This is a genomic window from Terrirubrum flagellatum (genome assembly GCF_022059845.1).
Lineage (GTDB): Bacteria > Pseudomonadota > Alphaproteobacteria > Rhizobiales > Beijerinckiaceae > Terrirubrum > Terrirubrum flagellatum.
The window spans coordinates 1,147,471-1,160,705 of record NZ_CP091851.1 but is presented as its reverse complement, the minus strand read 5'-3'; the positions used below and the strand labels follow the sequence as shown (position 1 = coordinate 1,160,705).

The following is a 13,235-nucleotide window of genomic DNA, read 5'->3' as shown; positions in this document are numbered from 1 at the left end:
CCGCTACGGATAACCGCAAAGACAACGAGGCGGTCCCGGAGGAAACCCTCCGGGGCCGCCGGTTTCACACTGATCGGACGGTCAGGAACCGTCCGGCAGCGAGCGAAGCGGGCGCCATGCCCGCTCGGCTCACTTGAGCTCGACCTTCGCGCCAGCCTTCTCGAGCTGGGCCTTGAGCTTGTCGGCCTCTTCCTTGGCGACGCCTTCCTTGACAGGCTTCGGCGCGCCTTCGACGAGGTCTTTGGCTTCCTTGAGGCCGAGGCCGGTGATCGCGCGGACCTCCTTGATGACCTCGATCTTCTTGTCGCCCGCAGCCGCGAGAACGACCGTGAACTCGGTCTGCTCCTCGACCGGCGCAGCCGCCGCGCCGCCGCCGCCCGGGCCAGCCGCCACGGCGACCGCAGCCGCCGCCGACACGCCCCACTTCTCTTCCAGCATCTTGGCGAGTTCCGCCGCCTCAAGCACCGTCAGGCTCGAGAGCTGGTCAACGATCTTCGACAGATCCGTCATTGTCCAAGTCCTTATATAGAGTGTTCGGTTTCGATTTCGATGGTGTGAAACGGCCTCACGCCGCTTCGCCCTGCTTGGCATAGGCTCCGAACACGCGGGCGAGCTTGGCCGCCGGCGCGTTTGCGAGCTGCGCGAGCTTCGTGGCCGGGGCCTGGATCAGGCCGACCAGTTTGGCGCGCAGTTCATCGAGCGACGGCATCGTGGCAAGCGCCTTGACGCCGTTCGCATCCAGAGCGGTCGCTCCCATCGCTCCGCCGAGAATGACAAGCTTGTCATTGTCCTTGGCGAAAGCGACGGCGACCTTGGGCGCCGCGACCGGATCATTGCTGTAGGCCAGCAAAGTCGGCCCCTTCAGCAGGGAACCGATGGACGCGACGTCCGTGCCATCAAGAGCGATTTTGGCGAGGCTGTTCTTGGCGACCTTCACGGTGGCGCCGGCAGTCCGCATCTGATGACGCAGCTTCTGCATGTCGGCGACCGTGAGGCCGGCATAGTGGGCCACGACGACCACGCCCGTCTTGTCGAAGACGTCGTGCAGCGCCGTTACGGCCTCACGTTTTCCAGCTCGATCCACTTGGCTCTCTCCGGTTGGCGGGAGGATTCCCGCCGGTTGCACCTTGCCGACCCTGACCCGTTCCGGCGCCAACGGCTCCAGCCCGACCCAAGGGACGACGACGGATACGCCTGCCCCCTGGATCACGGCGAGCACGGATGCGCGCATGCGAACCAGGTCATAAGGTGCGAACCGATTGCCTTTTCCGCGGCTTGCGCCACAGATTGAAACCGGCCACTCCCCATCTATGCAGGCGCGAGGGAGAAAACTCCCGAAGCATTATGTCGCCGCCCCGGCTCGCGCTGGAGAGGCCGCCCACCTGCAGTCTCGGACAGGACATCGACAGACAAGAGCGCGGAATTGCCCGGCTGACCCCTCGTCTGGCGAACTCCGGCGATAAAACGCCGGAACACAACACGGGGCGCGAACGATCACACCCCGTGAAGCAGAGGCACATACTCCGATGATCCGGCGTTGCCAAGGGGCCCCTGCCGCCAATTTGCATATCCGGCGCAGCGGCGCGGGCTCGCCAACCAGCGCCGAAAACTGCCCCAGCGTTACTCGCGATAATGGCAAATACCTGACGTAGAAAGGAAATTCAGAAAGCCTGCCGCTAACGCGGAATTCACTTTCGCAGGTTATGCCTGCCTTGCGTCATGTTCGCGCCGGCGATCGACCGGCGGCATGCGCGCGAGTGCGGCGCAAACACGAGGGCGGCGGTGGAAAAGTCGGAATCAGGGCGAAGAATCGCCTTGTCAGCCGCCTCCGCGCCCAGCGCCATCCAGGCGAGGCGTGTTTGATGTCGGAGGCCGCCCTGCATGAGCTCTGGCTGAGACAGCTCGCCAAGGCCGTCGGTCCGAACGGCGAGACCGATCTTGAAAAGCTGGGCGCCCTGATCAGCGCCACCTATGCGCGCGCCGAGGAAGAGCTCGACCGGCTTGATGTCGACGCCGCGACGCTGGAAGAGCGCAACCGCAGGCTGGCTCAGGATCTGGCCCAAAGCGCCGCCGAAATGGCGAAGCTGCGCGGGACCATGGCGACCACCCTGGACAACATCGAGCAAGGCATCGCCATGCTCGACGCCGAAGGCAACATCCCGATCTATAATCGCAGGACGATCGAACTGCTGGGGCTGCCCCCGGAGCTGATGGAGCAAAACCTCACCTCCGACCAGATCGTCGAATATCAGCTCCGAAACGGTGAATTCGACGGCGCCAGCGATGAGGTCAAGGCTTTCGCGAAGGCGCGGACTTCATACGCCGACCTGCCGCGCTACGAGCGCAAGCGCCCGAACGGAACGGTCATCGAGGTCCGCACCGTGAGCCTCCCCGACGGCGGTTGTGTGCGCACCTTCTCCGATATCACCGCCCTGCGCGCGCGCGAGGACGCTCTCCGGCAGGCCGAAGCCGAATATCACAGCCTGTTCGAGAATGCGGCGATCGGCATCTACCGCACGACCTTTGACGGAAAGTTGCTGCGCGCGAATCCCGCGCTTGCGCGGCTGAACGGCTTCGAGACCGAAGCGGAGCTTCTCGCCACCGTCTCCGACATCGGGGCTGAGTGGTACGCCGATCCCAGTCGCCGCGAGGCGTTTCGAGGACTCGTCGACGAGAACGGCGTCGTCACGGAATTCATCTCCCAGGTTCATCGCTACAAGACGCGCGAAAAGATCTGGGTCTCGGAAACCGCCTGGCTCGTACGCGACGCCAATGGCGTCCCGCTCTTTTATGAAGGCGCGGTCGTCGACGTGACTGAACGTCGGCGCGCGGAGGAACATCTCGCCCATCTCGCGCATCACGACGCGCTGACCGGCGTCGCGAATCGCATCGCTTTTCAGCATGCGCTGGACGCCACGCTTCTGGCGGTTGGCGAACAGATGACGGCGCTGCTGGTCATCGATCTCGGTCGCTTCAAGGAAGTGAACGATTCGCTTGGCCACGCCGCCGGCGACGATCTGTTGCGCCTGGCCGCGCGGCGAATCCGGCGCAGCCTCGGGTCGGAGCCTTTCGTGGCGCGTCTCGGCGGCGACGTCTTCGCCGCTGTCCTCCGGGACAGTCGCACGCGCAGCGAAGTGCTGCAGCGCTGCGAGCGGACGATCGATAATCTGTCGCGGCCGTTCCGGATCCGCCGCCAGCGCGTCGCGGTTCGCGTCAGCGTCGGCATCGCGTTCGCGCCGCACCATGGCGCGTCCAGCGACGAATTATTGCGTAACGCCAACGCCGCACTCTTCGCGGCGCGCACAAAGGGATCCTGGCCGTACGCCATCTACAACGATGAGATGAGCGCGAGCCTTCAGCAACGACGGCGCCTCGAAGCCGACCTTCGCACGGCGCTGGCGCGCGGGGAGTTGTCGATCGCATTTCAACCGATCGTCGACGTCGTAACAGGCGCGATTGTCTGCGCCGAGGCGCTTATGCGCTGGCGACATCCTGAATTCGGCATGGTGCCTCCGTCGGAATTCATTCCGATCGCCGAAGAGAGCGGCCTCATCATCCCTCTCGGAGAATGGGCGCTCCGCGAAGCATGCGCTCAGGCGACAGAGCATCTCGCCGGCGTGAAAATCGCCGTTAATATCTCGCCGATGCAATTTCGCAGCCCGGGCCTTGTGGCGGCGGCGATTCGCGCCCTGTCGCAGTCCGGCTTGCCGTCGCAATTGCTTGAGCTCGAAATCACTGAAAGCGCTCTGCTTCAAGACGATCCGTTCACCCTCGAGGCCCTCACGGAACTGCGCGCGATCGGCGTGAGTCTGGCGTTGGACGATTTCGGCGCCGGTCATTCATCTCTCAGCTATCTCCTCAAATTCCATTTCGACAAAATCAAGATCGACAGATCCTTCATCAGCAGCCTTGGCGATAACAGGGGCACAGCCGCGATCGTTCGCGCAGTCGTCAATCTCGCATCCGAAATCGGCGTGTCGGTTGTCGCCGAGGGCGTCGAGACCGATGAGCATCTGCGCGAGGTGAGATTGCTCGGTTGCCGGTTGGCGCAGGGATATCTCTTCTCCGAGCCGCAGGCGGCCGAGCTCCTGCTTGAACAACTCGGCGATCGAGCGATCAGATCAGCCGCGGCGTAGGAAAAATATTGAACGCCGGCGCATCTGGCGCCGGCTCTCGCGTGTATCGGAATTTCGCCCTCTGAAGCGCTTCCGGTCGCGCGAATGCTCTGGCGCTTCGTGCGCGATTTTCTCATGCCTCCCGCATCCGGCCGACGCCGCCGCGTCTAAAGTCGTTGTCGGCGCCTCGCAGCCGACCGCACACGGAGACGCTCCATGAACATGACTGCAATCCTGGCCGCCCTCGCTGCGACGGCGGCGTTAGCCGGCCCCGCCAAAGCCGAAATGATCGCAGCGCTGACCGGCGACGACATGATCGCCATCGTCGACAGCGATGCAAAGAAGCTCGTCAAGAATTGGAGGATTTCGGGCGCGAGCGGAAAGCTCGTCGGCGTCGACGTCAGACCGGCTGACGGAATGTTGTACGGGTTGACCTCGGACGGCGTGATCTGGACGATCGATGCTACGGGCAAGGCGATGCAGAAATCGAAGCTGGATGCGCCGCTTCCTGCGAACGTAACCTTCGCTGTCGACTTCAATCCGGTCGCGGACCGCATGCGCGTCATTGCGACCGACGGAACGAATCTGCGAATCAACGTCGATGACGGCAAGGTTGCGACCGACGGCAAGCTGAAGTTCGCCGACAGCGACATGCACAAGGGCGAAACGCCGAAGATCGTCGCTGGCGCCTATTCGAACTCGCTGAAGGGCGCGAAGGAAACGGCCCTCTATGATATCGACGCGACGATTGGCGCGCTGGTCAAGCAGGCGCCGCCGAATGACGGCGTTCTCAACGCGATCGGAAAGCTCGGCGTGACCGCGGCTTCTTATGCCTTCGACATCGTGTCGGACGGCAATGGCGGCAATGCGGGCTGGCTGATGGCCGACGCCAATCTCTACAAGGTTGATCTCGCAACGGGGAAAGCAACGCTCGCCGCGAAGATCGATGGGCTCTCAGGCGCGGTGCGCGACATCGCGATCCTGCCGAAGATCGCGCCCTGACGCCGCCGTGATGCGAATGATCCCGCTGCGCGAGATTCGCTCCGCGCAGCGGGTTTTCTTCTGACTTTGTTTGACTGCGTCTGCGACGCCAAACGATGGTGGTGCGGGCGGGGGGAACCAAACCCCCACTTGACAGACATTCCCGAAAATGGATGCGAATGGATATAAGTCGCTGAAAAAGAAGCTATATTTTTGTTCTCGTTTGTTCTACTGTTCGCGGTAGTTCGCCCCGTGCCGCCCCAATCCCTGTTTTGGACTAGGGCCGAAGCTAGGGCTACCGAACTAGGGCCGGCGGGATTCGTTATGGGGCGAGCGATAAATCGGTTGTCGGCGCGAACCGTGACAGCGCTGAAGGACCCAGGCCGATATGCAGACGGTGGACGGCTTTATCTCTCCATCGGCAAGAATGGTCGCAAAGCGTGGGTGTTCTTTTACGTCTTGCACAAACGGCAGCGCGAGATGGGACTCGGGTCCGTCGCAGACGTACCGCTTGCGAAAGCTCGGGATTTGGCGGCCGCGGCGCGCATCGAACTCGCGGCCGGTCGTGATCCCCTTGAGATCAAGCGCGCGCAACGCGCCATCCCGACCTTTGGGGAAATGGCCGACGAAGTCCTCAAGGTCGCAATTGCGCGGACGCGCAACGCAAAGTCGAAATATCAATGGACGGCATCGCTGAAGGAGCAAGCAGCGATCCTTCGTCCAATTCGAGTTGACCGCGTAACGACGCAAGATGTGCTGAGCGTTCTCAAGCCGCTTTGGGAAACCGTGCCCGAGTCAGCGTCCAAGCTGCGCGGTCGTATAGAACGAGTCTTAGATGCGGCAAGCGCCAAAGGGCATTTCGCGCATGCCAACCCCGCCCGTTGGTCGGGGCATCTGTCGGCTCTATTACCTCGGCCCCAAAAGCTGTCCCGAGGGCATCACAAGGCGATTCCATTCGGCGAGGTCCCTGCATTCGTCCTTAACTTGCGCCAACGCCCTGCCCTCGCGGCGCGTCTGCTTGAGTTCGTCATTCTCACAGCAAGTCGCATGGGTGAGGCCACCGGCGCCAAATGGGGCGAGGTCGATATGGCCGCCAAAGTCTGGACCGTTCCCGCTGCGCGCATGAAGATGAATAGAGAGCATCGAGTCCCGTTGGTGCCTCGGACTTTGGAAATTCTCGCCGCATTGAAGGGCAAACGTAAGGAGCCGCAGCCGACCGACTTGATCTTTCCGGGGGGCAAGGCGAACAAGCCTATGTCGAATATGGCGTGCGCCCGATTGTTTAAGCGTATGAAAGTTGACACGACGACTCACGGTTTCCGGAGTTCGTTCCGTGATTGGTGCGGCGAGGCCACGAACTTTCCTCGCGAGATCGCTGAGGCGGCGCTTGCCCACCATGTCGGGAATGAAGTCGAACGCGCCTACAGGCGTGGCGACGCGCTCGAGAAGCGGCGGCGACTCATGGTCGCGTGGGCGGCTTTTTTGACTACTGCACCGAAGGTCACGAATGTGACCGGCATCGAATCCGCGCGCGCGAGTTGATTTTTTCCGCGCGCACTTCGGTACGCAATTTTGCGCGTATTGCGTCAATCTGCGCCCACATTGATCCATAGTCGGGAAACTCTTGATGGCCGCACGGCAGTTTCCGATTTTGCACCTATCCACAAAGAAGATACCGGTTGCGTTGGCGCGAGCGAGAGCGTGCGAGGTTTGCAAAGAGTTTCCGCGAGGTTGGCGGGGTCTAGCAGCGATGGAGCCGACCTTGCTTCAACTGAAAACCGAAAGTTCCGAACTGCGTCCCAAAATCCGCGACGATATTGCGGCGATACATGCTTGGGCGAGCGCGCTCCCCAACGATGCACTTGTCTATGGCGACGAGGCTCTGCGGCTCTTCGATTCTCTCGGGATGAGAACGACCGCTTACACGCTCGCCTATTGGCGCCGGGTTGGCCGTGGGCCTCCATGGGTGAAGGCCGGTAAAAGGGTCGCCTATCCGGTTGGGGGAGGGCGCGAGTACGTCCGGCGGTTGCACGCTGATTGCTTAGCCCGGCAAGTGGCGGCCTGATGAGCGATAACCATCGAGACGCCCCTCAGCGCATCCGCCGTCGGCGAAAAATCGAGGCTGCGTTGGACGACGACGTCAAGTTCATCACCGTGCAGCGCCTTTGCAAGATCACGAGCATCGGCAAGACGCTGGCTTGGAAGATGATCGCAGATGGGCGCGTCAAAACAATCTCTTTGGGCAACCGCAGGCTCATCCTGCGCAGTTCCATTGACGCTCTGATTGCTGAAGCCGCCTAATCGCAAACAACAAAAAGCCCGGCGATAGGCCGGGCTTTCGCTTCTCACAGATCGCAAACTTTGCCGAGCGCGCGATCAATATTCGAGATGACACTGAGATGCATACGCTATCTAAGAAGAGTTTGCAAGATGCAAGCTCCGGCTCAAGCCTGAGTTCGGCGGAGATCGCAGCGCAGAGATTCCATTCTCTCGATCAGATTGACGCGGTCGATATGTTGGCGTCTGTCAGCGCATCGCTCGCGCGTATCGCCAAGGAAATAATTGATCTAGACGGGCTGGGTGTCGAGCATGATCGCTTGCACGCCGAGTTGGTCGAGATCACTGTCGATATTCAGAGCTTTGTGACGGAACACGTCGAGTCTGCTGAACGCGAAAGTGAAAAACTCTGGCGCGCGCCGCCGCTGCACCTGATCGACAACAGGCTTGCCGAGAATCAAGACAGAATTCTCTCGCGCTGGTTTTCCGGAGGTGAAACGAAGATCAACGGTCTCTTTTCGTGGCATTGTGGAAACGAGAGGCTATTCGTTTCACCGTCGAGCAACTGGATGTTCACGCGCGGTGAAGTCAGACGTGTAGGGCAAGGGCTGCTCAGACTGGCCGCGTTCTACAAGCGGGAGCCGTTGCCTGTCGTCGCGGACCGGTACGGGCGCTGGCTCGGCCTCATCGACAGCGATGAGGCCACGCGATGAGCTATCGTGGCGATGATGCCCTTGCTGTCGTCCTGGACGAAGGTCCCGCGCCAGCGCCAGGATGGGCCGGTTCGGCGCGTCCAGATATCGAAGTGCGGGAACATGGGTTTAAATTCGACGGCGACGAGACGGTGCGCCCGCCGGATTGGCTTGTAAAGGAAGTCCTACCGCCTGCCGGGATTGCATTTCTTGGCGGCCAATCTGGCGCTGGCAAGACATTTGTCGCGGTGCATCTGGGCGCATGCCTTGCCTCGGGCTGCGACTTCTTCGGGAAACGCATCAGAGAAGTCGGCGGCGTGGCCATCTTGGCGGCTGAGGGCGCGGGTACGATGGTGCCGCGCATTTCCGCTGCGCGAGATGAGCTAGCACAACGAAACCTGCCGATCGCCTACCTAGGCGAAGTCCCGAACCTCTCCAACGATTTCGAGCGCGCTGCGCTAATCGAGCGCCTCAAGCTTCTAGACGCAGAAATGAGGCGGCGGTTCAGCATTCCGCTGAGACTCGTCATAGCCGACACGCTCGCAGCGACATTTGATCTTCTAGACGAGGACGACAATTCGGAAGCAGCTAGGACGATCCGGCATCTCAAGGCCATATCCGATCAAACTTCGACCGTCGTGATGCCTGTGCATCACTTCGGAAAATCCGCCGGCACCGGTCTTCGAGGCGCGTCAGGCTGGCGAGCCGGTTGCGATATTGTCTTGAGCGTGATCGCAGAGCGGAACGAACTCGCGGGGTCGGTCGGAAAGCGCGAACTTGTGCTTAGCAAGTCCCGGTTCGGTCCGGAGGGACCTATCGCGCCGTTCCAGCTCCGCTTCGTCCCGCTGATGAAGGACGATGACGGCGAGGATTTCGGCGCGTGCGTTGTTGAACCTCAACTGAACGTTGCTTGTTCCCTCGCCTCAAGCGCCGCCCGTCAAAAGCCGGAGGGCAAGGGGTTGAAAGCGCTCCGGCAGGCGTTCAACTCGGCGCTGAGTGACTTCGGAGTTGAACGACACGTCAGGGGTGACGGGCCGCGCGTGAAGGCCGTGCGAATGGACCTCGTCCGCAGCGAGTTCTCAAAACACTATCCGGTTGGCGATGGTGACGCCGCAAAGCGCGCTGATGCGAAGCGACAAGCGTTTAAACGCGCGTTGCGCGATGCCGGCGCGACATTTGCGGTCGAGGAAGACGACGGAGGCGAATGGATATGGGCGCTTTGAAGACCCACCGGACATCCCGGACATCCTGGACAGATCGGACATTGTCCGGGATGTCCGGTGGGGACTTTCCGTCCGGACACGCCGGACAGGACGGACACACCCCTTTAGGGGTGTCCGAGATGTCCAGTGTCCGGTCCAGTCCTGCCGCATCGAGAGAGTCTGCCCGAGAGAGGGTCGCTGACAGCCTATTCGCGCAATTTTCCGTTGCGTCGGACCCGAGAGAAAGCGCCACAATCGCGAAGCACTGGCGCGGCTTGTTCCATTGGTCGGAGCGTCTGCAACGCCGTCGCGAGACATTGAGGAGATACCGGCGGGTCTACCTGTCGGAACTAAGCGCGAATTCTGCGGCTGGTGCCATTATGGCGGACGTTGGAGCCAGAGAGCTTCATTGTTCGACCGGCACGCCCGAGCGGGATCGGCTGTGCGATGCCATTCGTATCGCTGGAACTTCACTCGGGCGAAGCACAATCCGGGAAGCGCTCAGAAAATCTTAGTTTGCCAGTCTGACGAAAAAGGTTGGCAAAAGGTCTCGGGCAGAGTCGCGGTCAGCAAAGGACCAACGCGATGAAGCTCAAAGAGAAGCTCTCCACCCTTAGCGCTCAGCTCCGCCAGATGGGCGCGAACGCACGCCGCGATATCGATGCGATCCGCGCGAAAATCGAGGCGGCGAAGCAGCGTGAAAAAGAAATAGAGATCGCGCCGGTCGATGACGCAGAAATCGAGCGCCGTGCCCGCCGCATCGTCGATTTCACTGCGCAAGAGGCGCGAGCTGGGCGGGCGTTCGCTATCTTTGGAAGTTCAGGGAAGTTCAGCGAGAACAATGCTTGGGTGCATATGGCGGGGTTCAAGCCCCTCTACCTCGCCGCGATCCTCGACCCCGAACGCTTGGTCAAAGTGATCGTCAACGAGGCCAAAGCTGCGACGGCAGACTATTCGCGGCTCGGACAGCTCACTGAAGCGCAGCGCGCGACAGAGCTGAATGCGATCAAGGTGCAGATCGCACGCCTCGAAATGGACGAAGAAGCTGCAATTCGCGCGCTGGCCTCCGCTGGACTCGTCGTGGAAAGGCGCAACGGCGCGACCGACCTGTCTCACTTGGAAGACCGTCAGCTCGAATGATTGAGATCGTGATGCGTGTCCGTCTACCGCGGATCATGACAGCCCGGCGGAATTCGACCTCCCGCCGGGCTCACCACCTCACCGGACCATGGTCTGGGCCAATGGGTCCTTCCTCCTAGGGGCGGGGTGGTGCGGGTAAGCGCCGCCGCATGGTTCCACCCCCGCATAGCTTTTCGATTTGGTTGACACATGAACTATCCGAACGCCGAGCCGACCGACACGCAGGCCGAATTCGCACGCCGCCTTCGCGTTTCACGTCAACGTGTCAACGCCATGGTCAGCGCGGGCCTCCCTGTCGGAAAGAACGGCCGTATCGAAGTCGCGGCCGGCCTTCGATGGATAAAGGCTAACGTCGAACAGCGCCGAGGCGGTGCGAACCCGCCGCAGCAAGACGACGACGATGGCGGGATGGATCTGACCGAAGCCCGGCGGATCAAGATCATAGTCGATACTGAGTTGGCCCGCGTTCAGCTCGCGAAAGAGCGCCGCGATCTTGTTGACCGGCGCGCTGTCGAGAAGGGGTTGCGCGAATTCGCGCGGATAGCCCGCGACAAGTTGCTGAACGTGCCGGATCGTCACGGGCTGCAACTGGCAGCGGCGAGCGCCGGTGAGCCCAAGGCGCTCATGGCGGCACTCGATAAGGTTTTACGCGACACGCTGACGGAAATCTCGGGAATGCGACCGCCAGCCATCCTCGCAGAAACGACGAATCGCGCCGACCGTCGGTCCGAAGAGAACGGATTATCCCAATGAGAAAACCAAAGACTCACTCCCCAATCTCATCAAAATCGCCGTCGCCGTCTATCGCGCCGATTGATCGTCAACGGCGGATTCTGGCGGCCATAGAAGCGCGCGCGGATTCACCGTCACCGACGACGCCACATGCGCCCGCCGCGCCGGCCGATCCCGATGCTCTCAAAGCCGCCGCAACGCGCGCGTTTGCCGAGCAGATCGCGCGAGCGAGTGCAGAGGCAGAGCTGCATAGGATCATGAGTTTGCGGAGGTTGGCTGCGTTCGCGGAGAAGCGCGGCCAGAGATTCGACCTGCAAGCCGCAATCAATTCGGGCATGCCCGTCGACGACGCGAGGAATCAACTCATCAACGCTATGGCGGAAGCTGACGAAGCACTCCCCACTCACAGCTTTTCAACATCACCGTCAGCGGCTCGCGACTCTGCGCGCGACGGGTGGGACCGCGCGATGGCCAAAGCGGCCGCGCTTCGCGGGATCAAGGTTTAAGAGCGAAGTGAAACAACCGACCAGAGGCGGATATGACAAACGGTCAACAATTATCGGTGAACGACCAGCGCACGTTCGAGCTTCTATGTATGGCGTCCTGGCTGGAAGATGTTGGTATCGCAATGGACCTGGAAATGGCAATTCGCACCGGCGCGACTGCCATCGATATGTTCGAACTGCACCGACGCGAGATCATGCCGAAGGGCGTTCCAGACGGTCCGGTGTGGAAGCGCTTTAAGCAGGCAGTGGATAAAACTTGCTCGGCGTTGCGGGCGCGCCCGAATCTCCGCGTCGTGAAGTGAGCGAATGCGGCGCGCCTCAATTAGGGGCGCGCGACTGCGAGTATTTCTATTCCGTGCTCTTGGGCCACTTTATCCCTTTTTCCTTGGCAACAATCTTGAGCCTCTCGATCGCCCGCCAAGTCTCAGCGAGCATCTTCCGGCGTCTCTTCTCTCCCTTGTATATTCTGTTTTTCTCTCTGATCTTCTCTGGATTTGCCGCGTAGCGCTTTCGCGCTTCCCAATTCTTCCGATACCGCCTGCAATCAGCGGAACAGGTTATCGCACTCGTCTCTGTGCTAAACGGGTCGGTACACCAAGCACATTTCCTCGATACAATCATGCCGCTCCCCTCGTTCGACAATTTGCTGGGTGTAGTTGCGTTGCGTCTTTCTGTTGAGCTCTCTCATACTTCTCAACATCGGCGAGGGCATAGAGGATGCGCCCTCCGATTTTCTTATATGCCGGACCGCGACGGGCCGCCCTCCACTTCGCGAGGGTCTGTGGTTTCACAATGAAAGACCAGCGTTCGCAAAGGTCGGCAATTGTAAGGAACATCGGTTCGGATTTCATGCAGCACACTCAAGCGCGTGCGCAGCTCGATGTGCTCTTGCTACGGGAAGGTCCGAGCTGGTGAAATACACGCCGATGAGCGGCGACGATGGAACTGAAAACGGTTCTGGCATGTCACGGTCACGGACTCGCCGCATGAAATCCGTTACGAGGTATCCCAGTTCAATTCCGACTTCATGCCATCTTTCTCGAACTGTGACCTTCATCCCTCCATCGTCGCTGGGCGAACACACTGCGGCCCATTCGATGCCGCAGGCTTCCAATTCGAACTGTAAGGCCAGATCCGAATAATCAGAAGGGCGGCCTGTTCGAATATTTAGAATTCCAAGGTTACCGCGCTTGGGGCAAAAAACGACATAGTCCGGGCTCGCACTCATTCCCACGAATCGTGAACTGCGGACGTGCAGAAGCGGGCCTGAATCAACAATCGTCCAACCGTTGTCTTCGCAGACCCCGGCCGCCACCGAGTATGAAAGCCGCGCGGACCAGATCGAAGACGAGGCGCGCCTAGGAAGAGGATCAATCAATCCGGACTTAGAAGCCCACAGTTCGAGATGTGTATGTATCGGTCCGGCGCCGACCAACGTGGCAGCTTCACTCTCGGTGACGTCATGCTCACGTTGGGCGATCCACTCTTCTTCGTCGGAACATCGAAGCCACAGCGCATCGCTGTAACGGAGAGTCTGTGTATTTGGTGTCATCGCCATTCCCCCAGATTGACGACATATCGAAGATCAGA

The 13,235-nt window shown here is 60.8% G+C and carries 13 protein-coding genes; 10 read left to right on the top strand and 3 right to left on the bottom strand.

Going from position 1 to position 13,235, the window contains the following annotated elements; genetic code table 11:
* Nucleotides 1-129: 129 nt before the first annotated feature.
* Nucleotides 130-510 (bottom strand): 50S ribosomal protein L7/L12, encoded by a 381-nt coding sequence (rplL, locus tag L8F45_RS05670; protein ID WP_342361913.1) that lies wholly within the window; start codon nt 508-510, stop codon nt 130-132.
* 55 nt (nt 511-565) lie between these two features.
* Nucleotides 566-1,084 carry a 50S ribosomal protein L10 gene (gene rplJ, locus L8F45_RS05665; RefSeq protein WP_342363371.1) on the bottom strand — a complete coding sequence of 173 codons (519 nt, stop codon included), beginning with the start codon at nt 1,082-1,084 and terminating at the stop codon, nt 566-568.
* 778 nt (nt 1,085-1,862) lie between these two features.
* Here rplJ and L8F45_RS05660 point away from each other — a divergent pair.
* The 10 genes from L8F45_RS05660 to L8F45_RS05615 all read left to right on the top strand — a co-directional run bounded on the left by L8F45_RS05660 (nt 1,863) and on the right by L8F45_RS05615 (nt 11,947).
* A complete protein-coding gene (locus L8F45_RS05660) occupies nt 1,863-4,136 on the top strand; it encodes an EAL domain-containing protein (RefSeq protein WP_342361912.1) in 2,274 nt (757 codons plus the stop codon).
* Between the two features lie 195 nt (nt 4,137-4,331).
* Nucleotides 4,332-5,117: a DUF4394 domain-containing protein gene (locus L8F45_RS05655; RefSeq protein WP_342361911.1), complete on the top strand. Its 786-nt coding sequence runs from the start codon at nt 4,332-4,334 to the stop codon at nt 5,115-5,117.
* A 339-nt stretch (nt 5,118-5,456) separates the two neighbouring features.
* Nucleotides 5,457-6,638 (top strand): tyrosine-type recombinase/integrase, encoded by a 1,182-nt coding sequence (locus L8F45_RS05650; RefSeq protein WP_342361910.1) that lies wholly within the window; start codon nt 5,457-5,459, stop codon nt 6,636-6,638.
* Nucleotides 6,639-7,160: 522 nt separating this feature from the next.
* Nucleotides 7,161-7,397 (top strand): hypothetical protein, encoded by a 237-nt coding sequence (locus L8F45_RS05645; RefSeq protein ID WP_342361909.1) that lies wholly within the window; start codon nt 7,161-7,163, stop codon nt 7,395-7,397.
* Between the two features lie 98 nt (nt 7,398-7,495).
* On the top strand, nt 7,496-8,086 hold the full coding sequence (locus L8F45_RS05640) for a hypothetical protein (protein WP_342361908.1): 591 nt from the start codon (nt 7,496-7,498) through the stop codon (nt 8,084-8,086).
* On the top strand, nt 8,083-9,288 hold the full coding sequence (locus tag L8F45_RS05635) for an AAA family ATPase (RefSeq protein WP_342361907.1): 1,206 nt from the start codon (nt 8,083-8,085) through the stop codon (nt 9,286-9,288). The genes L8F45_RS05640 and L8F45_RS05635 overlap by 4 nt, the downstream gene beginning before the upstream one ends.
* Before the next feature lie 564 nt (nt 9,289-9,852).
* Entirely contained in the window at nt 9,853-10,407 is a 555-nt protein-coding gene (locus L8F45_RS05630) for a hypothetical protein (protein WP_342361906.1), read from the top strand.
* 189 nt (nt 10,408-10,596) lie between these two features.
* Entirely contained in the window at nt 10,597-11,160 is a 564-nt protein-coding gene (locus tag L8F45_RS05625; protein ID WP_342361905.1) for a hypothetical protein, read from the top strand.
* Nucleotides 11,157-11,645, top strand: a complete 489-nt coding sequence (locus L8F45_RS05620; protein WP_342361904.1) for a hypothetical protein — start codon at nt 11,157-11,159, stop codon at nt 11,643-11,645. Before L8F45_RS05625 ends, L8F45_RS05620 begins: the two co-directional genes overlap by 4 nt.
* A gap of 32 nt (nt 11,646-11,677) precedes the next feature.
* Entirely contained in the window at nt 11,678-11,947 is a 270-nt protein-coding gene (locus L8F45_RS05615; RefSeq protein WP_342361903.1) for a hypothetical protein, read from the top strand.
* 545 nt (nt 11,948-12,492) lie between these two features.
* On the opposite strand, the gene L8F45_RS05610 is transcribed toward L8F45_RS05615, so the two are convergent.
* A complete protein-coding gene (locus L8F45_RS05610; protein WP_342361902.1) occupies nt 12,493-13,203 on the bottom strand; it encodes a hypothetical protein in 711 nt (236 codons plus the stop codon).
* Nucleotides 13,204-13,235: the final 32 nt, after the last annotated feature.

Excerpts from the sequence above, each read along its gene's own strand:
- L8F45_RS05655 (WP_342361911.1), top strand. The coding sequence starts at position 4,332 with ATGAACATGACTGCAATCCTGGCCGCCCTCGCTGCGACGGCGGCGTTA.
- L8F45_RS05620 (WP_342361904.1), top strand. The coding sequence starts at position 11,157 with ATGAGAAAACCAAAGACTCACTCCCCAATCTCATCAAAATCGCCGTCG.
- L8F45_RS05645 (WP_342361909.1), top strand. The coding sequence starts at position 7,161 with ATGAGCGATAACCATCGAGACGCCCCTCAGCGCATCCGCCGTCGGCGA.
- L8F45_RS05635 (WP_342361907.1), top strand. The coding sequence starts at position 8,083 with ATGAGCTATCGTGGCGATGATGCCCTTGCTGTCGTCCTGGACGAAGGT.
- L8F45_RS05615 (WP_342361903.1), top strand. The coding sequence starts at position 11,678 with ATGACAAACGGTCAACAATTATCGGTGAACGACCAGCGCACGTTCGAG.
- L8F45_RS05625 (WP_342361905.1), top strand. The coding sequence starts at position 10,597 with ATGAACTATCCGAACGCCGAGCCGACCGACACGCAGGCCGAATTCGCA.
- L8F45_RS05640 (WP_342361908.1), top strand. The coding sequence starts at position 7,496 with ATGCATACGCTATCTAAGAAGAGTTTGCAAGATGCAAGCTCCGGCTCA.
- L8F45_RS05610 (WP_342361902.1), bottom strand. The coding sequence starts at position 13,203 with ATGGCGATGACACCAAATACACAGACTCTCCGTTACAGCGATGCGCTG.
- L8F45_RS05660 (WP_342361912.1), top strand. The coding sequence starts at position 1,863 with ATGTCGGAGGCCGCCCTGCATGAGCTCTGGCTGAGACAGCTCGCCAAG.
- rplL (WP_342361913.1), bottom strand. The coding sequence starts at position 510 with ATGACGGATCTGTCGAAGATCGTTGACCAGCTCTCGAGCCTGACGGTG.
- L8F45_RS05630 (WP_342361906.1), top strand. The coding sequence starts at position 9,853 with ATGAAGCTCAAAGAGAAGCTCTCCACCCTTAGCGCTCAGCTCCGCCAG.